The organism is Labilibaculum euxinicum (genome assembly GCF_009795715.1).
GTDB classification, from domain to species: Bacteria; Bacteroidota; Bacteroidia; order Bacteroidales; family Marinifilaceae; genus Labilibaculum; species Labilibaculum euxinus.
Genome location: NZ_WTCR01000003.1, coordinates 77,577 through 100,550, shown reverse-complemented (window position 1 = coordinate 100,550; position 22,974 = coordinate 77,577). Strand labels below are relative to the sequence as shown.

Genomic DNA, 22,974 nt, shown 5'->3' with positions numbered 1-22,974 from the left:
TTAAATCATCAAAAGCAATTACCCTACCTCTATCTCCAACTCGTCGTAGGCCAAAAAAACATTATCGGGCAATTCAGCTTCCACCTCATCATGAAAACCCATCTGATGACTGATATGAGTAAAATAAGCCTTTTCGGGTTGTAATTCTTTCACAATTTCCAATGCCTCCGAAAGAGTATAATGTGAAATATGAGCTTCTTTTCGGAGAGCATTTAACACCAAAACTTTCAAACCTTTCAGCTTTTCCTTTTCTTCTGGGGATATGTAATTCGCATCTGTAATGTAAGCCAAATCACCAATTCGAAAACCATAAACAGGCAATTTCAAATGCTTCACCCGAATGGGCTGTATGCTTGTGCCATTAATATGAAAAGTTTCGCCAGTCACATCAATCAGGTTCATTTGAGGAATTCCCGGGTATTTAAATTCAGCAAAAACGTAAGAAAATTCTTTTTTTAAAGATTCCTGCACCCGCTTTTCAGCGTAAATGGAAACCGCTTTTTTATTCACCCAATTAAATGCACGAATATCGTCTAAACCAGCGGTATGATCTTTGTGTTCATGTGTGAAGATGATTGCAGAAATATTCTCAACTTTTGCACGCAGCATCTGATATCTAAAATCGGGTCCGCTGTCAATCACCAAATTCTGACCATCAACATTTATCAACACAGAAGAACGTAATCGTTTATCCTTGTAATTTTTCGACAAACAAACCGGACATTTGCATGCAATAATGGGAACCCCTTGAGAAGTTCCTGTTCCTAAAAAAGTTAATTTCACCATATTGTATTTCTAATTCGAATTCCCTTTCCTGATTGATCAAGATTACTTACTTGAATCCCTTAACTCTTTTCGAATAGACAGATAGAGCAAATATGCCAGTACAAAAACAGCCATTACTGCTGAAGGAATTGCTGCTTCTTCTCCAAATAATGTTAAAGCTGTAACAACTGCAAAACCTGAACTTTTAATCGTAACTAAAAGATTCTGAGTCATCGCAACCGGAGCTTTAACTCCAAGTTTACGACTAAACAGTTCAAAAATCCATCCCAAACCAAAAATCCCAAGAAAAAGGACCAGAGACACCAGTAAGAGTATATCAAAATTAGAAAAAAATACTTGTCTATTTAAGCCAACAGCAGTAAAAATAATCAGAGCAAATCCCCAATCAACAATTTTACCTCTCACCTTTTCTACTGTTGGTTTAATGGGTTGCCAAAGCAGCAATCTTGAAATCAGCAGGGGAACTAAAACAAGTTGAACCATAGTAATGAATAAATCGAGCGGGTTAATCCCACCATCAATATCTGAAAACAAACCAACAATTAGCGGTGCAAAAAACAAGGACGAAATAAAAGCTCCCAAAGTTCCGACTATAGCATACTTTAAATCACCATCCAATATATGTGAGAAAGGAATAACAGCAACACCAGGCGGTGTAGAAGCAATCACCACAAACCCCAGAAAAAGTTCAGGTGTTGGCATCAACCAATACGACAATGCAATGATTACAGCCCCAAATACCACATAATTCAAAAACGATCCCATCAGCATTGGGAGTATCATCTGCTTTAAAGGAAACATGGCTTTTGTAGAAATTCCAGTGGTTGAAAAGGTCATTACGATTGCTAAAATGTAGAAAGTATACTCTTTTAACAGACTGGCCCAATCGCCAATCAACAATCCTAAAACAACAGCAAGAACCAGAATGAAGTTTCGATTTAATATTATTTTACCTGCAATTTGTGTCATATTGTTATAAATATTGTCAATTACCTGCAAAGATGTAATAAATCAAGATAAATTCAAAACTATTCAGAATGAATACAGATAACAAACCAACATTTGACAAGCGACCATTTAAAGAGTAACAGACTTATTTCGTACATTTGCCGAAAATATATCATTTATGAAAGGCAAACTTTTTTTAATCCCAACTACTTTGGGAGATACAGAAATCGATCAGGTAATACCAAATAACATTCAACAACTGATTCCGGATATTAAACACTTTATTGTAGAAAACATACGGACAACACGTCGTTATCTTAAAAAAGTGAATCAGGATATCAATATCGACGACCTCACCTTTTATGAATTAAACAAACACACCTCTCCAAAAGACATCTCAACTTATTTGGACGCTATTGCCGATCACGACATGGGGATTATTTCGGAAGCCGGATGTCCTGGTGTTGCTGATCCTGGAGCCGATGTGGTGAAAATTGCCCATACTAAAAACATACAGGTAGTTCCATTGGTTGGACCTTCCTCCATATTACTTTCTTTAATGGCATCTGGTTTTAACGGACAAAACTTTGCCTTTAATGGATATTTACCTATTCCGAGCAACGAGAGAAGTAAGAAAATTAAACATTTGGATCACCGTTCGCTAAGTGAAGGTCAAACACAAATGTTCATTGAAACTCCTTTCCGAAACATGAAAATGCTTGAAGATTTACTTCAGAATTGCAGTCCGGCCACTAAACTTTGTATTGCTGCCGATATCACACTCGAATCGGAATACATCAAAACCATGTCGGTACAGGCATGGAAAAACAATCTGCCGGATTTACACAAAAGACCTGCGATCTTTTTGATCCACAGAGAAAAATAAAAAAAAACAGCGCAGATAATGAATCTGCGCTGTAAATTTTAAGACTTCTTACAACTAAAAATCAAATCGGTTTCTTTACAAGCTCTTATAGAATTCAGGCAAAACCTGTTTGAATTGATCAATTGCGTCCTTTAATGACTTCTCGGTTCTGCCGCCAGCAGCATTCATGTGCCCGCCCCCATTAAAATAATCTCTGGCAACCCTGTTTATAGGAACATCACCTTTCGATCGGAAAGATATCTTAACGACATCATCTTTTTCAATAAAAATTACAGAAACAAGCATCCCCTGAATAGATAAAGGATAATTCACAAATCCTTCTGTATCGCCATCCCTATAGTTAAAACGAACTAAATCTTCCTTTGTTAATGTAATAATGGCTGTATTGAATTCGGACAAAACTTCTAATCCCTGATCCAAACAATGTCCTAATAACTTCATCCTGTCCGGAGAAAAATTATCGTAGATATTTGAATGAATTTTACTTTTATCAATTCCTTTTGCAAGTAAACTCCCCACCACCTGATAAGTTCTTGGCTGGGAGGAATTGTAACTTAAACCTCCTGTATCGGTAATAATTCCTGTATAAATACATTCTGAAATGGATTCATCAATCAAGTCTTCATCGCCTAAAGCCTCAATAAATTCGTACATCATTTCGCAGGTAGAACACATTTGAGTATCCGAAAACATCAAATCAACAATTTGTTCAGGCTCAGGATGATGATCAATCATGATTTTTTTTACAGTTGCCTTCTCCAGCACTCCTTCCAAATCGCCTGAGCGCTTAAATGAATTATGGTCTACAATAAAAATAAGGTCAGATGAATTAATATATTCCTCAGCCTTTTTCTTCCCATTGGTATAAATCCAAACATCAGAATTTCCAGGCAACCATTTTAAGAAAACGGGATAAGCACTTGGGCTGATTATTTGTGCCTGCTTTCCTTTCTTTATCAGATACTGATGCAAGGCCAACGAAGATCCAATAGCATCACCATCGGGACCCGAATGCGGTATAATTGAAATTTTTGCGCACTCATTAAGCAATATTTCCGCTTCCTTAATCAGCTCAGCATCAATTCTATTTTGCAAATTATTCATTCTATTTCTCTTGTAATAATTATTATAAGCTGGTAAAGATACAATAGATCATTAGATTTTAGATATGGAAGCAGGATAGATTTACGAATCATTTTCCGAGCATGAGGAATACTTTGAAGAATTAATTCTCAATTACCTGTTTTGTTAAATGAACAGTTGCACAAGTGCTCAGAATCATTATTTTTGTATTCGAAACATTTAACTATACACATATATGAGAAGCGATAGAACCTTTACCATGATAAAACCGGATGCTGTTGCAAACGGACATATCGGAGCTATTCTGGCCAAAATTAATGATGCAGGATTCCGAATTGCTGCCATGAAATACACCAAAATAACTAAAGATCAAGCTAAGAAATTTTATGAGGTTCATAAGGAGAGACCATTTTATGAGGATCTTACCGATTTTATGAGCTCGGGAACAATTGTAGCTGCAATTCTTGAAAAAGATAACGCTGTTGCAGATTTCAGAAAATTAATCGGTGCAACCAATCCTGCTGAAGCTGAAGAAGGAACAATTCGTAAAGAATTTGCAGAATCGATGTCACGTAATGCCGTTCACGGATCGGATAGTGATGAAAATGCTTGTATTGAAGGAGCTTTTCATTTCTCAGGAACTGAGATATTTTAATCTGTAAATTTTAAAAATACAGGGCGCATTAAGTATCATCTTAGTGCGTCTTTTCTTTTACCGAACAATAATCTCATCGATAATGTTAGCCTGCACTTCTCTGTTTAAAGCTCGCATTAGGCCTTCACGAATCATTAGCAGTTCATTTCTAATTACTGATGATCGCACTTTTACAAATAGCTTTCGATTACGAATGTAAATATCAGTAGTAGCATTGGCAACCGTTTTACCAATCACTTTCTCCCACGAATTAACCAACTCATACTCTTTCAAGCGCCCGTCCAGATTGCTTTCCTTTAGTACCTGCCGAATTAATTCATCTATTTTTTGTGTTTGGCTTCTTCTCATTTTATTTAGCTTACAATGGCTCCTTTATCAATAACAAACAGTTGGTACTCCTGCTCCATTCCCGAAAGTATTTCGTTCAAATGATCACGATTGGTGTCGGATATAAAAATCTGACCAAAACGATCTTCAGAAACCAATTTTACAATTTGCTCTACTCGTTGCGAATCCAGTTTATCGAAAATATCATCGAGCAAAAGAATAGGATTAAATCCGGCAATTTGCTTGATAAAATCGAATTGCGCGAGTTTTAAAGCAATCAAATAAGTCTTTTGCTGCCCCTGAGAGCCCATCTTTTTAATAGGATATCCACCCAGAGTTAATTCCAAATCGTCCTTATGAATTCCTACTGTGGTATACTGAGTTACCTGATCTTTCCAACGGGCATTTATCAGCAGATCACGTAATGAGTTATCATGTAAAAGTGATTTATAATCCAAATTTACAGTTTCATTCCCTAAAGAAATCATCTGATAGTACTCCTGAAAAACAGGCATTAACTTATTCAAAAAATCCTTTCTCTTTTCATAAATAGAAGTTCCCAGCGAAATCATCTGTTCGTCCCAAATACTTAGAGTGTCTTCATCGAATCTGCTTCCAGATGCAAAATCCTTCAGCAATTTATTTCTTTGCTGCAAAACACGGTTGTAACGAATTAAATCTTCCAGGTATTTACGATCATATTGTGAAATTACACTGTCCATATACCTGCGACGCTCCTCACTTCCATCCGTAATCAAACTGGCATCTGCCGGAGAAACCATTACAATAGGCAATAAACCAATGTGTTCGGAAAGTTTCTTATATTCCTTTTTATTCCTTTTAAAATTCTTCTTCTGTCCGCGTTTTACACCACAATACACAAGCTCATTTAATTCTTTGCGTCTGTAAGTTCCTTCCAGCACCATAAACTGTTCATTATGATTGATGTTTTGCTGATCACTCACAGAAAAGTATGACTTACAGAAACTTAAATAATACACCGCATCCAGCAAATTGGTTTTTCCCATTCCATTATTCCCAATAAAACAATTGATTTTTGGTGAAAAATTCAATTCTAAATCAAGTATATTTTTATAATTTAAGAGGGATAATTTTTCCAGATGCATGTATGAATAGATTAGATGACTGTTGCAAAATTACTAAATTAAATCAATTTGGATTTACTTATTTAGTTCTATAATATTCTAAATTCCTATCTTCATTTTTTACAGAAAAAATGTCTGATATTTCGTAAAAAAAATTACATTTGCGTTAGAAAAAATAAAACTAATAATATTTGAGCATGTCAAAAAATAAAAACAATCAGGTATCTGAGGATAATTTTGAAAATTTAGAAGAAGCGTTAAGCAAAACCGAACAATATATTGAGAAAAATCAGAAAAAACTGTCCACTATTGCTTTTGTAATAATTCTTTTGGCTGTAGGAGTTTTTGCTTATCAAAAATACTACAAAGCTCCTCTTAATGAGCGTGCTCAAAATCAGCTATTTCAGGCTCAAAGATATTTCGAGAAGGATTCATTTAATCTTGCATTGAACGGAGATGAAAATTATCCTGGATTTTTGGATATAATTGATGAGTTTAGCTCAACTCCGGCAGGAAATATTTCAGAATATTATGCTGGTATTTCTTATTTAAGAATTGGTGAATTCCAAAATGCAGTTGATTATTTAGAAAAATTCAGTTCTGATGACTTCTTGCTTAGCGCTCTTGCCAAAGCTGCTATTGGTGATGCTTATATGGAATTAGGAGATACTAAAAAAGCAGCTTCAAGTTATATGGATGCCAGTTCTTTTAATACGAATGATTTCACAACACCTATCTATTTGCAAAAAGCAGGACTTGCTTACGAAATGTTAGGTGAGTACAATAAAGCACTAACTGCTTACGAAACTATTGAACAAGACTTTTCTAAATCAGCAGAAGCCCGTGATGTTGAAAAATACATTACAAGAGCTAAGTCGATGATAAAGTAAAACAAACTCAAAAAATAAAAACGGAGGCTAAACAATAGCCTCCGTTTTTTTTTGCTCTTTTTCTAAAATACAAACTGATAAAAATTACTATTTACAACAATAGAAAGCGCAGGAAAAGACTTACAGGTATAAATCAACGATCAGCTCTGTTCACAATTCTTTACTCTTTAAACAGCCTAAAAATAGATACTGTGAAATCCCACCATCTGATCTCCGTCAAAAAATCTACAGAAGCGAAATCAGTTCCATTCAATTTTCAGATCGCAATAAAAGCAGCCCTGTTTCATAAAAAAACAGCGTCTCAAATTTCCAGGCGAATTATATTGAAAAAATATTTCATAGGAAATCAAACACTTACATAAATATTTCGTTTTTTTTGAAAAAAAAACACAGGCACCCCTTGTATTTTGTAGTAAAGCTCCTATATTTGCATCCGCAATCAAGAAACAAAGTTCTTTACATACATTGCATTTGGGGAGATACCAAAGTGGCCAACTGGGGCGGACTGTAACTCCGCTGACTTCGTCTTCGTAGGTTCGAATCCTGCTCTCCCCACTTTAAATTTTTTAACCAAGAAACAAACGTGTTTCTTGCATGCGGGAATAGCTCAGTTGATAGAGCATCAGCCTTCCAAGCTGAGGGTCGCGAGTTTGAGTCTCGTTTCCCGCTCACTTTTTTTTGAAATTATTATTTGGGGAGATACCAAAGTGGCCAACTGGGGCGGACTGTAACTCCGCTGACTTCGTCTTCGTAGGTTCGAATCCTGCTCTCCCCACTTTGATTTCGATTGAGAAAGCTCAATCCTTATGAAATCATCAATGCGGGAATAGCTCAGTTGATAGAGCATCAGCCTTCCAAGCTGAGGGTCGCGAGTTTGAGTCTCGTTTCCCGCTCAATTATTATTGGAGAGATGGCAGAGTGGTCGAATGCGGTAGTCTTGAAAACTATTGTGCGGCAACGTACCGGGGGTTCGAATCCCTCTCTCTCCGCCATGCAGAAATGCAACAGAAGGAAAAGCCTTGTAAACTTAACGTTTACAAGGCTTTCTTCATTTAGTACCAACGCAATTAAACACCTAAAACAGCAATAAAAAGGTGTAGAATTCGGTGTAGATTAGAAAGCTTGAAAATGCTACACCTCACACAGGTGCTAATACACTGTAATTCATCCTTTTGCTCCGATCAAAAATCACTCGTTTGCTAGTTTTGAAAATCGTTTTAAAACATTTAAAAACCAGTAAAAATGAGACAAACAACTTCTATTTTATTTTTTGCAAGAAAGACTACTCAACTGAAAAACGGAGAATCTCCATTATTTGCTACAACGACATCCTTACCTCCTTAAATAAGTTGCATCACAAGAATTAATATACTTAATAACCTGAGTTCGATTTATAATGCCTTGATTTTAAGAACAGTAGAAGTAAAATAAGCGAGGAATTATTTGAATAAAAGCATGGATTTTTTCAATTTAAAAGTCTGACAAACAATTAATTACAAATAAAATCCATACAATTAACAGAAGCTAAAATTATAGAAATTTTCTACCTGGCAGATGAATTTTGCCTGGAATTTGACAAAAACATTTCAAAACATCGTTTGGAAAACAAACCTAAAAGGAAGCCTAAATGAGTCAAAGTGAGGTAATAACCATTAATGAATAAGCTAAACAATCTTTATCTCTCCTAAACTTTTCAGTGAACCCTATGATAGTCTTTCCTTTAGACATAGCAATTACATTTAAAAGCAAAAATAATATTTAGTAGTTACTTGAACACTTCAATAATTTTTTTGTCGGTTGTGAAAGTCCAACAAACTGCTAATGTATTATTCCTTTTCCTTGTAGCTACGTTGATACTCCGAAGGCGTTACTCCAAACTCACTTTTAAAGTTAATAGCAAATCTTTTGGGTGAATTAAAACCTACTTCATATGCAATTTCTGATATTTGAAGCTGACTCTTCTCTAGTAATTGACGACCTCTTTTTAGACGTATAGTACGAATAAATTCAGCCGGGCCTTTACCGGTTATTGACATTAATTTTTTATATAAGTGACTTCTGCTTAATCCAATATCGGAACCAAGAGCCTCCACAGAAAATTCTGTATCATTAATATGCTCTTCAACTACTTTAATAGCTTTCTCTATTAGTTGTTCATCAAGTGAGGTAATCGTAATTTCACTCGGTGATACATCAACTTTTTGACTAAATGAAACATGACTCTTCACTGTCCATTCAAGCCACTTACTTATCCGTAATTTAAGTATATCAAAATTGAATGGTTTAGTTATATAATCATCAGCGCCAAGTTCAAATCCTTCAATCTTGCATTCTTCTGTAGTTCTGGCAGTTAATAAAATCACTGGAATATGCGACCATTGAATATTTGTTTTAATTCGATTACACAATTCAGTACCATTCATAACAGGCATCATTACATCACTAACCACAATTTTAATATCATTGTTCTCTAATTTCTCCAAGGCCTCAGCACCATTATAAGCAATCAATACAATGTATTCAACTTGTAAACTTTCAGCCATAAATTCACAAAGGTCTTTGTTATCATCTACAAATAATAATACGGGTTTGATTGGGGATTGTTGAATTTCCATCTTATCTATAGCTTCATCGCTAATGTCTTCAAGTATGTTTAATTCATTATCATAATATATTTTCTGAATTGGAAGTTTAATTGTAAAAACACTACCCTGTGGTTGGTTATCAGAAATAGTAATAATACCATCATGTAAACGAACATATTCACTTACAATATGCAAACCTATTCCACTTCCTGTTTTCTCTTGTTTCTGTGATGCCTGATAGAAGCGTTCAAAAATGTGCTTCTTATCTTCATTGTTAATACCCTGTCCTGAATCTGAAACACTAACACAAACGTCACTATCTTCCGTGCAAACATGTACATTAATATTTCCTCCATTTGATGTATATTTAAATGCATTAGAAAGCAGGTTTAATACCATTTTATGAACTTTAACCTGATCGAACTGCATTGTTAGATTTTCGATTTCATTAGAGAAAGAAAATTGTATATTTCGATCAACCGCATGCGAATTAAATGAAAGACAAACATCTTTAACAAAATTAACAAAATCTCCCAATTGCAAATTTAACACTTCTCCTCCCACATCTAACTTTCGAAAATCCAATAAGGAGTTTATTAGTGAGAATAATTGTTCCGCATTTTTATAAATTACTTGCAGTTTTTTACGTAAACCAGCGTCTAATTCTTCCTTTAATATGGTTTGTAATGGAGTAGTGATAAGGGTAAGAGGCGTTCGTAAATCATGGCTAACATTTGTAAAAAACCTTAATTTCATATCATTTAATATCTTTTCTTGTTCTTGCTTCATCAGCATCTGTTTATATTCGAACTTAAGATTGTTCCTTTTACGGCTTCGATAAAAAATATATGAAATAAGAGTTAAAAGAATAATGATAGACAATGTTTTCCCAATCCATGACAAATAGAAAGGAGGTGTTACATTAATATTCAAAGTGGTGACTTGATTACTCCAAACTCCATTACTATTACAGGCTTTTATAAATAGTTTATATCCACCTGGATTTAACGAAGAAAAAACAATTCTATTCTCCTGTGTTTCAATCCATTGATCACTAAACCCTTCTAGTTTATACTCATATTTTACTTTATCAGCATTTATCAGATCTCCGGTAGTAAAATGAAATGAAAGAAGCATATCCTTATAGCTAAAGGTTACAGTATCTGTTAGCTCAATAGACTTGTTTAAAATTTTACGACCACTATATAATGAATCTACCATTATATTATTATTACCTACACTTAACCCTGTTAAAAAAACTTTGGTATTGTGTAAATAAGTTTCTGCCAGTTTATTGGGATTAATAATGGTGTAACCTTGTGTTTCTCCCAATAAAATATCACCATTAGATAACTTACAAATTGCATGATTATTAAAATAGTTCGTACTAATTCCATCCTTTGTAGAATAGTTCTTGTTCGAAATTTTTAATTCACCGTACAAATCCCGCTCTGTAGAAAGAACTGATAGACCATTACTTGTAGTTACCCATATTTTATTTTGATCATCCTCGACAATACCTCTAATGATATTATCGCACAACCCGCTTTCTTTATTAAGGTAATGCAAAGAATCGTTTTTCATATCCCATATGGTCAATCCTTGAGAATTGCCTAACCAAATATTACCTAACCGATCGATATAAACATTATTAATAACGATTTCTTTTAGTTGCTGCGTTCCTCTTTTATTTTGTTGGTGCAACTCTTGATCTCCATCAGTAATGTCTATAATATAAAGTCCATTTACGGTACCAACATAAAACTTATCACCTCCATCATAGAACATATCTAATGGATATTTAATCTCTTCCGAAACCAAGAATAGGGAATCAAAACTATCATTATCTAATTTCAAACATTGGATTCCACCGTTAAGAGAAGCAATCCATATAGACCCATACCTATCTTCTTTTAAACACCAAATATCATCAGAAACCAACTTACTATTAGCCTTGGTATAATGCTTAATTTTAGCACCTTCGATACAATACAAGCCATTCAAATAGGTTCCGACCCAAATTCGACCACTCTTATCTTCCAATAATGAGATGATAGAACTATTCTCAATTGGTAATTTTTCAATAGTATTTTCAGATACATTTCGGGATACATACAAACCCTTTCCATCGGTACCTAACCAAACATTTCCCTTTCCATCTTCCAAAACCACACTAACATCCTCACATTCGGCATATTCAACATTGTAAAACTTACGAAAACTATCATGATAAAAGGAGATACCTTTTTTATTATGTCCTAACCAAATAATGCCGCTTTTATCTTTATATAAACATGCAACATTATTGGATGCAATAGAAGAGCTTGTTTTATCATCAGAAAGCAAATTGGTCAACTGATTATTGACTTGATCATATATAAATACACCTTTATGATCAGTACCTATCCAGATACGTCCATTGTCATCATTCATTAATTTTAATACACCATTACTTCTTGTCTCCACTGATGAAGGCAATTTCAAAATATTCCAATCAGATTGTCCACTTTTTCGATATAGCAATTGACCATTTTTTCGAGAAAAAAGCCAAATACCCCGGTGATCATCAACAAATATCTTATTAAAATAATCACTATCTCCAGATCCAAAAACGTTATTAACTTTCACTACCTCCTGATTGCCTGTACGTTTATTTATCTGCCAAATAACTCCTTTATTAAAATTACCATACAAACTCTCCCCGTCATCGCTAAAATCTGAAGTAATTACTTCATCCACCCGAACTTTCATTGCAAAAGCTTTTAGTTTCTTTGTATGAGTATCATAAAAGAAAACTTTTTGATCACTTAACACCCATAAGTCTTCATTTTTATCAACATGCACCAAATAGTTCCGATCGACCTCAATGCCAAAATCTTTAAGAAAATCACTTATATCGGTAATGAAACAATCTTTGTTCCTGTTATAAACCATATAACCAAACTTCGTTTTGATCCAGATATTACCAAGTCCATCTTCTTGCAAGTCCAAAATCTCATTGTCTGATAATGACTTACTTATGTCTTTATTTTTTAAATATACTTTAAACCCATAACCATCATAACGATTTAACCCATATCCGGTTCCGATCCATAAAAATCCGTAACTATCTCTTAAGATTGTTCTGACATTACTGTTGGAAAGCCCGTCATTTGTATTCAAATGATGAAAAATATATGAAGGTTGACCAACTACGTTTAATGAAACTGTACATACCAATATTATACTCAACAGTTTTGCTATTCTCCTCATCCTCATAATTTATCTTTTAAACTCTCAACAATCTAAATTTATATAAAATATTTCACAGCCAGGATATTTGATTGATATATTATGGCAGCATCATTAATTGGAAAAAGTATCCCCATGTTTCATTCCTAATAACAAACAATAATCGCCAGTGTAACATTTACTTTTACCTGCATTCAAAGAACAAGATCTGACAATCCTGTAAGCGATTTTACGATGGAGTTAACCCGACTTATTTGCTTCGCTGACCTTTAAATCAGGAAAGTAGTTTTGGTTTCCGACAGCGATTATACTACGTTAATTTTCAATTCTCAACTAAATTTAAGCTAGTGTCATGCTAGCATGCCCTTTAGGAGCCAACCCTAATTATTTTTGCCCAGGCTTGCCTGAAATTCCTTACATGACACTAGTATCAACAACGCAACCCAATCATACATAGTGCTTTTAAGAAAACACCATTTGAAAAAGATTGTGTTTTCTTAAAAGCACTACATAGGGAACTACTAACATTTCTTCTCTTTTGTTGGATATAGCAAAAAAGAGATCAATCAAAAATATACGAAGCTAAAAAAGTGGGACAATAGTATTCACTTACCAATTTCTCTAGCTATGATTCCCGCCATAACTTCAGCTGCCTGCTCATTTGGATGAATACTATCAGGGAAATTAGCACCCTGATCCTGCATTTGATGATACAAATCTATTATTGGCAGATTATTGGCTTTTGCTATTTTTTTAACAATAGGAATCACACCATTAACAACAGTAGAATCGTTGATCCCCCACTTTGTTTTAAACACAGGAACCGGCAAGCATAAATAAATTTGTGGCTTTGCTGGTATGGTTTTAAAAGTATCTATTAAAGCCTGGTAATCTTTTTCATACCGATCTGCTTGCCAGTTATATGGTTTAGTATCATTGGTTCCCAACTTGATAACGATTATATCAGGGTCAAAAGCAAATACATTAGAAAACTCTTTACAAATCCAATAAGGAAAATCCCCTTTTTGCTGGAGTGTTGTAGCACTTCTGCCCGAATTCAATACCCTGTAATTGGTTCCAAGAATACTGTCAAGCACCACCGGATATCCTGTTTTGCTTTGAACTGCCAAACCAAAACCTTCTGTAATGCTATCACCCACACAAACCACCCGGGTAACTTTACCAGTACATGCATTCATTATTGCCATGACAGCAAGAGCATAAACCCACCTATATTTTCTCATCTCACAAAAAAAATGTTTCATCATCTTATTACTTTTAGTGTTTTTAATATTAATCATTTGTCCCAAAGGTCATACCCAATCATTCAGATGCCTCCGGTAGTCCCTCAACGTCAATAACTACCACCGAATTAATTTCGTTTGGAGCATCTTCAGGTAAGGAAATCTTAATCTCTCCGTTGTTAACTGTATAATTAAGTTCATTTTCCGAATCAGCCATCAAATATATTTTTTTAATATCATTTTTCAATGTGGGAATCGTTAACTCACCAGTCTTAGGCCAACTAAAAACATGAATATACAGTTTACCTTCCTTCTTGATATAAAAGCCCCAGTCCGGTTCGGTTTTGAAAGGGCTACGTGTGGTGCCATAAATACTTTCTCCGTAAATTTTCATCCAGTCGCCTATTTTTTGTAAGGTATCTGTTGTTTGAACAGGCACTGTTCCATCCCCCTTAGGGCCAATATTAAGCAGATAGTTCCCATCTCGGGAAACTACTTTTACCAATTCCTGAATTAAGATCTTAACTGATTTATAATCATGATCGTTCTCATTATACCCCCAGCTCTTGTTCATTGTTTGACAGGTCTCCCACTGGCGGTTGCTTGGCGTTTCCGGCACTTCCTGTTCCGGGCATTCAAAATCTCCCAATCCAAAACTTCGCGCTACACGCTCATTTATGATCATATCCGGAGCCAGTTTTACTAGGTAATTATACAAATCTATACCATCTTCTTTTGTCCACCACTTTTCCGGTGTAGGCTTATCTGCTTTACGGGTCCAGTCGCCATCAAACCATAGTACAGCAGGATGGTATCTTTTGATTAGCTCTTTGAGCTGGGCTTTCATATCACGGATATAGGCAGTACGTGCTGAATCAGATTTCATAGAAGAAAAGGTACTGCCATCTATATGATTGATTTTCTGTGAAGAGTGCCCCCAATCAAGGATTGAATAATAGAGACAAAACTTAATATCATTTGCTTCGCAGGCCTTTTTCAGTTCCATTAGCACATCTCTTTTTCCGAAAGTTGTAAAGCGGCGCAAATTGTACATCTTTTTGCCTGTAACATCTTTAAAACTCTTCACTTTAGTATCCCACATGCTGAACCCTTCATGATGTTTAGCTGTGATAACGATGTATCTCATTCCTGCATCTTTGGCCAAACGGACAATTTCATTAGCATCAAATTCTTCCGGGTTAAAATTAGAAGAAACCTTTTCCTGGTAATCAGCTTTCTTCCAGTTTTCAATACTGAAAGCCCATTCTCCATGCCCCAGGTAAGAGTAACTTCCAAAGTGAATAAACATCCCAAAGCGAGCTTCGTACCACCAACCTAATTTCTCAGGAATTTGATATTGGGCTTTAAGGGTTTTGGTTGAACAACAAATTACCAATGCAACCCAAACGAATATGGTTATATATTTTTTCATCTGCTTAAAAATTAGTAGAACACTGATAACCAACGCAATTCACAATCCCCGAATCAAGTTCGGAGTACCTGTTCAGCAACCTTACGGAAGGCTATACTCCTTCCGCTAAAGCGGAACAGGTTCCCGTTTTGACGGAACAGGTTATGTGTCCAATAATTTGCGCTGGCCCTGACAGTTTCATATGTTTATTTTTTCTTCAATTTGCCACATAGCCTGCCCCGCAGCGTTGCGGGGGAACTCGCCAACTTAGTCATCTTTGTGTGAGAAAAGTCTTCACATGGCTCGTTTCAAAAACTCTATTTTTCAATATCTGTACATTTTTAATCTGGCAGGATATGCACACGGCTAAAATGGCAGGAAAAATCAGTTTCTTAATCATTATAGTTGAATACTTTGTTTGTATGTAAGCTCTGTTATTTTTGCAATCTTTATAACTTGCTTACTTTTGAGTAATTCCTTTCCAGTTGTCTGTTCTGAAAGGAATAGCTGGCAAGCCTCCTGAATTTATGAGGTTACATACAGGATTATCGGCCCAGGCATATCGTACTGCCACAGGCTCAGCAACCTTATCTGAATAAACCACAACCTCGTTTCCTTCAATAACAGCTTTTGCCCAATAAAATTTTTTGTCGTTACCGGCAATCACAAATCCGGTTACTTCTTTTCCATCCTTTGTTGAAAGTCCTGAAGCTGTATTTGTAAAACTGATACGGATACGCTTCCCTTTTCTTTTAGAACTTTTATACATTGGACCTGATGCAACGCAATCCTCTTTATATACCTGGTTATTGGCTATTAATGCCAACCGGCGTCCTACTTCCTGCTTATTCAATGGATGAATCGTATTCGCATCTCCAATATCAATGATGCAAGCCATTCCGGAACTGGGTTCTGAAAGCGCTAATGTTTGAGCTTCTCTTAACTCAGCCCATTCGCTTTCGGAAGGAAGAGATTGCTCTTTTTTGTAGTTTGCCAACTGTACATATAGGAATGGAAGATTGCCCATCTCCCAACGTTTCCGCCAGTCTTTTATCATCATGGGAAACATCTTTCTGTAATTATAAGCAACCGAATCATTGGCTTCACCCTGATACCAAATGAATCCCTTAATTCCGTATGGTATAAGCGGGTTAATCATAGCATTAAACAGCATATCAGGATAGTATTGATAGTTGTGAATGGTTGGAATTGTTGGTTCAAGATCGAGTTTATAGAACCACTTTCCGGCTAAAGAAATTTTTAAATCTCCATTTGTAATGTAAATATCTTCTGCCGGAGGATTCAATCCTCCGCCACTCCATAGCATTGCGATTCTTATTGAGATAGTATTTTCTCTACTCTTCACAAAGTTGCCCGGAATGGTATAATAATGCGTTAGATTAGCATTCCAAACTGTCTTACAAATTTCTTCGCCATTGAAATACAGCGAATAATTCATTTCAGGGTGTCCTAAATTCAGGGTTAAATCTTTTCCGATAAAAGATTCGGGCAACACAACCTTTTTACGAAACCATGCCATTCCTTCATAAGCACCAACACCAAAATCTTTTATCAACTTAGGCATTTCAACTTCGTTCCAGCCGGAATTATCATAAACTTGCGCAGAAACTATTTTATCCGTATTGTTCTTTGGATGATATACAATGTCCCAAAAACGGATCATATTCAGGCTGTCTTGTAGAAAGTGTTGAGGAGTAAGTGTATCATTGCCAAGTACACTGGGTTTGGTAATTGGTGATGAAAGCAACATTTCACGGCTTGTCCACGATTCAACAGGTGTTCCGCCCCATGTACTTTGTACAATACCTATGGGAACATTCTGGTCGTGGTGTATTTTACGCGCAAAATAGTAAGCAACAGCAGAGAACTCTTTCACACTGGTGGTATCACATGCCTTCCATGTGCCCGATAAAATATCCTTTTGAGGAGTTAGCTCTGTATCGTGCCCAACAAAAATATAGCGCATCTGAGGAAAATTAGCTTTTGCTATTTCATTTTTGGCATCCTGCGCTTGCTGCACCTGCCATTCCATGTTGGATTGACCTGATGCAATCCAGACGTCCCCAATAAGAACATCTTTAAATTCAATTGATTCTTCTAACTTTCCTGATTCGTATATTTTAAGCACATAGGGACCACCTGCTTTAAATACAGGGAAACGAACCTTCCAGTTTCCATCCTGATCTGCTTTTGTTGTTATACTTTCAGTTCCAAGTTCTGCAACTATTTCCGCTCCCGAAGATGCGTTTCCCCAAACCGGGATTTGAATTCCTCTTTGTAAAACCATATGGTTGCCAAATACCTTAGGCAAGGATACCTGAGCATAACATATGGATTGAATAAAGAGTACTGCAAAAATGCTAAGTGATATTCTTATATTCATCTTTAAATAATTATTTTATAATGCATTAAATATTACTTCTGTCAAACATTTGATCTAACTGCTCTCTAAATACCATTTGATCATTTCAGCCTTAACGTTGTTGTCAAACGAATGTCAGCAGAAGATGCACCTGCCATTACTTCCACATTACCAGGCTGAATAGAAAATAATGCCATTTAGCCCCCACACAACAAGGCCTGCTCGGTAATACTTAGGACTTTGATAAACATAACGAGCTTCACAATCCTGTTGAGCAGCTACCTCTTTAAGCAATTGTTCATCCCACATCTGAGCTAAACCTATTGCTTGATGGAATTGAGTTGTTAGGATTTTGGGGCCATAATTAAAACCCGGACCACCTTGCGATAATCCATGTAGCCCTTCACTATTGCCACTATTCCGGATTCCCAATCTTGGTACAGAAAATCCGGCCCTTAAACAATTAATCTTTTCATCTACAGTTAGTAATGAAATGATATTATCTATCCGTTTTTCATCATCCAGCTTAGTATTTTGAAACGGATATGATTTCTGGGCACAAACACTCACCACAATCATTATGCAAATAATTAATGATAATGTTCTTCTCATAATTAAGATTCAATTTTAAACGTGCTGATTTTAATATCAAGCATGGTTAAATTTATTGCCAATTAACGATAAAAAGAAGTTGCTTCTCTACAACTTCTTTTTATTTGCTTCATAATTTATACTCAAAATATATCTCATCAATAAATGAAACATCTAAGTTTTAGCAATTCTCTATTTCTTTACCAAGTTGAGCATGAAAACATCATTTTCACGAATATCTAGCTCCCTGGTAAATTCTCCGTTCGAATCGATGTCAACCAATTCAGTGAAAACAGGAGAACCATCATTTTGCCTTTTTAGTTCTTCCACCTGCTGTTTGTTAAGTTGATTGGGTCTTCCCATATCTATATAACCGGTATAAGCATCATTTACTCGATAACCCACTTTATAAATCTCCAGTGTATACTGTCCTGACGGAACATTGGTCAGGTTTACTTTTACCTTACCTTTTGACTTTGCCGGTAAATCCTGTATATAATATTTCTGGTTATGTGTAGAATCACCGGGATGTGTGTTTGTGAAATCCCAAAGAAGTAATTGAATGTCACCGCCATCATCTTTTGATGCCCAGGATCTGGTATCATTATTAACCAACTCTGTATCACCGAGCTTATTCATGTAGTTATAAGCATAAAAAGCAGCTTTCTTAATACCCTGAATGGTCATCAATCCAAATCCGCCATGGAAAGGTTTGAAACGAGGCCCCGGTTCTTCAAAAATATCGGTGAATACCCAATACGACATTGAATTAGCAGCAGTTCCAACCTGCTTAATTTTTTCCAGAATATATGCTGCCTCATGATAACTATCGTGAATTGGATCGGCCGGAGTATAGGAAGAACTCCACTCAGTATAATGCAACTCTAAATTTGGTTTTTCGGAAGAAGAAATTTCATTGCGAGATTGAAGCACATCGCCACTTACACTCATTGGATCTTTACTCAGCACTGTGCCACCGTTACCGTATTCATCAAGGAAACCCTGTTTAACACCATACGAATGGGTGCTTATAAAATCGATAGGGATATTATTTTTAATACAAAAATCAATCGTTTCACTCTCCCAGGCAGCACCTGCTGTTCCGGGACCTCCTACCTTGTAATCAGGGTTTACACTTTTTACTGCTTTCGCAGCATATTGATATAGTTTAAAGTAGTCCGCCTGAGTGCCTGTCCAAAATCCGGGTGAAAGGTTAGGTTCGTTCCAAACTTCAAAATACCAGGTTTTAACTTCCTCAACACCATATCGCTCCGTAAAGTGTTGGGTAAGATTGCGTATAAAATCTTCCCATTTTTGATAATCTTTGGGAGGAGTAACATTTCCTTTCCACCAAAAAACAGTTTGCTGGCCGCTGGCCAATGCTTTAGGCATAAATCCCAGTTCTACAAAAGGTTTCATCCCTATTGATAATAAATAATCATACAATGCATCAATATACATATAACTGTACTGGGGATTTTCTTTGCCATCTTCGGTGTAAACAGCCATATCATCGCTCAAAAGACCATGCATACGAATATACTTAAAGTCGCACATTTTTTTTGTGTATGCTAACTGCTGTTGCCAATCTGCACGTAACCCTTCATTTGCACGCCCGGCTCCAATGCATTCTTTGAACATTGTATTCAAAGCTCCTTTTTCAAAGTTGAAATCAACACTGATAACTCTTTCTTTCAAATTAGTTTCCTTATTCTTTTTTGCAAATACCGGCAAAACCAATAAAAATGCAAGCGGAAAAATATACAAACGACTAAATCTCATTCTTCTATTTGTTTATTCAAGTGTTAGATATTTTGTTTTGAGAGGAGTCTAAAATTCTTATACCTTAAACTTTCTTTACCCTAAAATCAAATCTTATATTATTAACAGGTATCGTATGAGTATACTTAATGGCTCATACGATACCTGAAAAAATTATTAAACATTTAATCTAGTAATACAATTACAGTTTGATTGTTTGCTTATGCCCATCATAACTTACTTTTTTACCTTTGGCATCGAATTTAAATCCTTTGGTTTTGTCTTTACTAACCGGAACAATCACAAATGTACGTTGCTTCAACATACCATCAAATTCACCTATTCTCTCTCCTATTGTTAATGTTCCATCAGCATCATTATAAATGAATGGAATATTTGAATAAGCATCTTTCTCATAATTATAATTTACACCTTCATCCTCATAAAGGGAAAACTGACCATTCTGACCCCGATAAACATACACTGTAATTGATTCGGCTGATTTCTCTCCTGTATATTGAATTTCAGGTCCAACCGGAATAATAGATCCCTCGCGGATATACAATGGAATTTGCTCATATGGTGCATCTACTTTTATCTTCTGACCACCTTGAATATATTTACCGGTATAGAAATCGTACCAATTTGTTCCTTCGGGAAAATAGACTTCACGATTACGCGCCTCATATGTGTATACCGGGCACACCATAAAGGAAGGACCAAACATAAACTGATCACCAATATTTTCAACATTTTTATCAGATGAAAAATCCATCACCAAAGGGCGCATTATGGTATAATCGTTAAAATAAGTCATACCTGCCAAGGTATAAATATATGGCATTAACCTATATCGCAAATTAGTGTAATATGTAATCGATTTGTATGCAGGATGTCCTTGGGGTGCAATGTTCCACACCTCTCGAAACGGGAACTGACCATGCGATCTGTATAGAGGCGCAAATACACCAAATTGATACCAACGGGCGTTCAGTTCGCGCCATTCTTTGTAATCTGCATTTTCTTTACCACTCTTGTTGTATTCCATTTGACCTGCAACATAACGGTCTTCGACACAAAAACCACCAATATCCATAGTCCAATATGGAACACCACTTATGGAGAAATTCAACCCGGCAGAGATCTGAGCTTTCATATCCTCCCAGCGTGTTCCTATATCTCCACTCCATGTGGCCGTTGAATAACGCTGTAATCCGGCAAAACCTGAACGTGTTAACAAAAACACACGCTTATTCGGAGCAACACTGCGCTGTCCATCATAAATTGCTTCAGCGTTCATCAAGGCATAGGTATTGAAATATTCGGTAGAAGGCCCTAAAGCAGTCGGTCCACATAAAGCCTTACGATATTCCATATCGGTACAATCAAGCACATTGGGCTCACTGGCATCCATCCACCAGGCATCAATACTTAACGGATATAGATTGTCATACATTTGCTTCCAGAACAACTTACGGGCCCCTGCAGAATAGGCATCGTAGAACGAACCCACATAACCGGGTCCAACCCAGTCCCGAACACTGTCTTTTACAGCCTGCTGATACATCCACCCCTTTTTGTCAAATTCCTTAAAATGCTCAGTAGTTACATAGAATTTCGGCCAAACAGATATCATTATCTTGCCATTCATAGCATGTATGGAATCAACCATTGCTTTCGGATCCGGGAAACGTTTCTCATCAAATTCGTGACTTCCCCATTCTTTTTCGCGCCAGTAATTCCAATCCAGAACAATATTATCAATTGGTATTTTTCGAGTCCTAAATTCTTTAAGAACACCTAATATTTCATCCTGAGTTTTATAACGTTCACGACTTTGCCAATAGCCCATGGCCCATTTGGGCATAATTTGAGACTTTCCAGTAAGCGTTCTATACCCTTTTATAATTTCGTCCATCGAATCACCATATACAAAATAGTAATCGAGCTTTTTATTCATCTCACTCCACCAAACCTGACTATTTTGTTCTTCTTCTGGTTGAGGCGTTTGTACACGTAATCCACAATAAGATCTTCCTCCATCAGGTTTCCATTCCACTCTTAAAGGCACCTTCTTACCAGCTTCTAACTTAACTGTAAACTTATAACTATTGGGGTTCCAAGCTGTACGCCAACGCTCAGGAACAACTAACTGATTATCAACATAAACTTTTACATACCCAGCATAGTATAAAATAAAACGATAAGTACCCTCTTGAGAAGTTTCAATTTCTCCTTCGTAAGTCACGTTTGCACCTTTTAAAGGAAAATTTTCAGGTAGATTCTTTATTGTTTTTATATTCTCAAAAGCAAGAGAATCTTCATTACGAACAAGTTGCTTGAAGTCTTTACCTTCCGGTTGATAAACACCAGTGAGGCTACCAGGCTGTCCACTTTTATTATACAACTTAAAAACCCTGTTAAGTTGCTTATAATCGCGACTATCACCAAAACGACTTATCGAATAGCTATCCCATAAAATGCCGTAATTTTTATTAGAAACAACAAAAGGCACAGAAACCTTTGTATTATATTGAAAAAGCTCCTCACTTTTCCCTTTATAATTAAATTCATCCGACTGATGTTGTCCCAATCCGTAAAAGCTCTCATCAACAGGAGAATCAAACAGTTGTCGAACAGAATAACCATTTGTCTCTTCAACTTTGATAGGTGAAAATGTTCTACCTCCACCTGATTTCTCGGCCAGAATTAAGTGGTTATCTTTGTCCTTAAACTTAATGCCTCCATCTGATTTCGAAACCATAACATTAAGTTTTGCAGTACTCAACATTATTGAATCTCCTTGATCGTCGACTTGAAAAGGTACAGTTTGAAGACCGGGCACAATAATTAAACTTGAATCCTTTGGAAAGTCTTTATCAGGCGTTGCAGACACATGAATCAATTCATCACCAAGCACTTGCAAATACACTTTACTTGGATTTAACTTATTTTCCTGATTCAAATTTAAGATAATACCATCTTCTGACAACTGGTATTGAGGAACAGAACATGCGGTTAAAAACAGGCCGGCACATAATAAACCTAAATATCTTCTTTTATTCTTCATTTATTATTAAAGGTTTT

General features: G+C 35.9%; 15 protein-coding genes and 5 tRNA genes. 8 read left to right on the top strand and 12 right to left on the bottom strand.

Features of this window, described 5'->3' with window-relative positions; translation table 11 throughout:
* Positions 1 to 18: 18 nt before the first annotated feature.
* Complete coding sequence (locus GQR60_RS04425; protein ID WP_191991588.1) at positions 19 to 786, bottom strand: MBL fold metallo-hydrolase; 768 nt, start codon at positions 784 to 786, stop codon at positions 19 to 21.
* A gap of 42 nt (positions 787 to 828) precedes the next feature.
* Positions 829 to 1,755 (bottom strand): bile acid:sodium symporter family protein, encoded by a 927-nt coding sequence (locus GQR60_RS04420; protein ID WP_124991771.1) that lies wholly within the window; start codon positions 1,753 to 1,755, stop codon positions 829 to 831.
* A 157-nt stretch (positions 1,756 to 1,912) separates the two neighbouring features.
* On the opposite strand from GQR60_RS04420, the gene GQR60_RS04415 reads away from it, so the two are divergent.
* The gene (locus GQR60_RS04415; RefSeq protein ID WP_124991770.1) at positions 1,913 to 2,620 is read left to right on the top strand and encodes an SAM-dependent methyltransferase; all 708 of its coding nucleotides are present in this window, start codon (positions 1,913 to 1,915) and stop codon (positions 2,618 to 2,620) included.
* 75 nt (positions 2,621 to 2,695) lie between these two features.
* On the opposite strand, the gene GQR60_RS04410 is transcribed toward GQR60_RS04415, so the two are convergent.
* Positions 2,696 to 3,724: a DHH family phosphoesterase gene (locus tag GQR60_RS04410; RefSeq protein WP_124991769.1), complete on the bottom strand. Its 1,029-nt coding sequence runs from the start codon at positions 3,722 to 3,724 to the stop codon at positions 2,696 to 2,698.
* 214 nt (positions 3,725 to 3,938) lie between these two features.
* Here GQR60_RS04410 and GQR60_RS04405 point away from each other — a divergent pair, with 214 nt between their 5' ends.
* The gene (locus GQR60_RS04405) at positions 3,939 to 4,358 is read left to right on the top strand and encodes a nucleoside-diphosphate kinase (protein WP_124991768.1); all 420 of its coding nucleotides are present in this window, start codon (positions 3,939 to 3,941) and stop codon (positions 4,356 to 4,358) included.
* 57 nt (positions 4,359 to 4,415) lie between these two features.
* Here GQR60_RS04405 and GQR60_RS04400 read toward each other — a convergent pair whose 3' ends face one another.
* Together GQR60_RS04400 and recF are read right to left on the bottom strand one after the other, a co-directional pair.
* A complete protein-coding gene (locus GQR60_RS04400) occupies positions 4,416 to 4,706 on the bottom strand; it encodes a DUF721 domain-containing protein (protein WP_101259901.1) in 291 nt (96 codons plus the stop codon).
* 5 nt (positions 4,707 to 4,711) lie between these two features.
* Entirely contained in the window at positions 4,712 to 5,812 is a 1,101-nt protein-coding gene (gene recF / locus GQR60_RS04395; RefSeq protein ID WP_124991767.1) for a DNA replication/repair protein RecF, read from the bottom strand.
* A 176-nt stretch (positions 5,813 to 5,988) separates the two neighbouring features.
* Between recF and GQR60_RS04390 the strand changes: the two genes are divergently transcribed.
* From GQR60_RS04390 to GQR60_RS04365, 6 genes are all read left to right on the top strand, one after another.
* Positions 5,989 to 6,681 carry a tetratricopeptide repeat protein gene (locus tag GQR60_RS04390; protein ID WP_124991766.1) on the top strand — a complete coding sequence of 231 codons (693 nt, stop codon included), beginning with the start codon at positions 5,989 to 5,991 and terminating at the stop codon, positions 6,679 to 6,681.
* A gap of 473 nt (positions 6,682 to 7,154) precedes the next feature.
* A tRNA-Tyr gene (locus GQR60_RS04385) sits at positions 7,155 to 7,236 on the top strand.
* Positions 7,237 to 7,277: 41 nt separating this feature from the next.
* Positions 7,278 to 7,350, top strand: a tRNA-Gly gene (locus GQR60_RS04380).
* A 24-nt stretch (positions 7,351 to 7,374) separates the two neighbouring features.
* Positions 7,375 to 7,456: transfer RNA gene (locus GQR60_RS04375), tRNA-Tyr, on the top strand.
* 45 nt (positions 7,457 to 7,501) lie between these two features.
* Positions 7,502 to 7,574 (top strand) — tRNA-Gly (locus tag GQR60_RS04370).
* A gap of 11 nt (positions 7,575 to 7,585) precedes the next feature.
* A tRNA-Ser gene (locus tag GQR60_RS04365) sits at positions 7,586 to 7,673 on the top strand.
* A gap of 834 nt (positions 7,674 to 8,507) precedes the next feature.
* Here GQR60_RS04365 and GQR60_RS04360 read toward each other — a convergent pair.
* From GQR60_RS04360 to GQR60_RS04330, 7 genes are all read right to left on the bottom strand, one after another.
* A complete protein-coding gene (locus tag GQR60_RS04360; protein WP_225441339.1) occupies positions 8,508 to 12,518 on the bottom strand; it encodes a two-component regulator propeller domain-containing protein in 4,011 nt (1,336 codons plus the stop codon).
* Positions 12,519 to 13,102: 584 nt separating this feature from the next.
* Positions 13,103 to 13,741, bottom strand: coding sequence for a DUF459 domain-containing protein (locus GQR60_RS04355; protein WP_160463410.1), 639 nt, complete (start codon positions 13,739 to 13,741; stop codon positions 13,103 to 13,105).
* A 79-nt stretch (positions 13,742 to 13,820) separates the two neighbouring features.
* Positions 13,821 to 15,173: an alpha-L-fucosidase gene (locus GQR60_RS04350; protein WP_124991763.1), complete on the bottom strand. Its 1,353-nt coding sequence runs from the start codon at positions 15,171 to 15,173 to the stop codon at positions 13,821 to 13,823.
* Between the two features lie 439 nt (positions 15,174 to 15,612).
* Positions 15,613 to 17,556 (bottom strand): sialate O-acetylesterase, encoded by a 1,944-nt coding sequence (locus tag GQR60_RS04345; RefSeq protein ID WP_124991762.1) that lies wholly within the window; start codon positions 17,554 to 17,556, stop codon positions 15,613 to 15,615.
* Between the two features lie 147 nt (positions 17,557 to 17,703).
* Entirely contained in the window at positions 17,704 to 18,147 is a 444-nt protein-coding gene (locus GQR60_RS04340) for a hypothetical protein (RefSeq protein ID WP_124991761.1), read from the bottom strand.
* 171 nt (positions 18,148 to 18,318) lie between these two features.
* Positions 18,319 to 19,908, bottom strand: a complete 1,590-nt coding sequence (locus tag GQR60_RS04335) for a GH39 family glycosyl hydrolase (RefSeq protein ID WP_124991760.1) — start codon at positions 19,906 to 19,908, stop codon at positions 18,319 to 18,321.
* A gap of 181 nt (positions 19,909 to 20,089) precedes the next feature.
* Positions 20,090 to 22,957: a TIM-barrel domain-containing protein gene (locus tag GQR60_RS04330; RefSeq protein WP_124991759.1), complete on the bottom strand. Its 2,868-nt coding sequence runs from the start codon at positions 22,955 to 22,957 to the stop codon at positions 20,090 to 20,092.
* Positions 22,958 to 22,974: the final 17 nt, after the last annotated feature.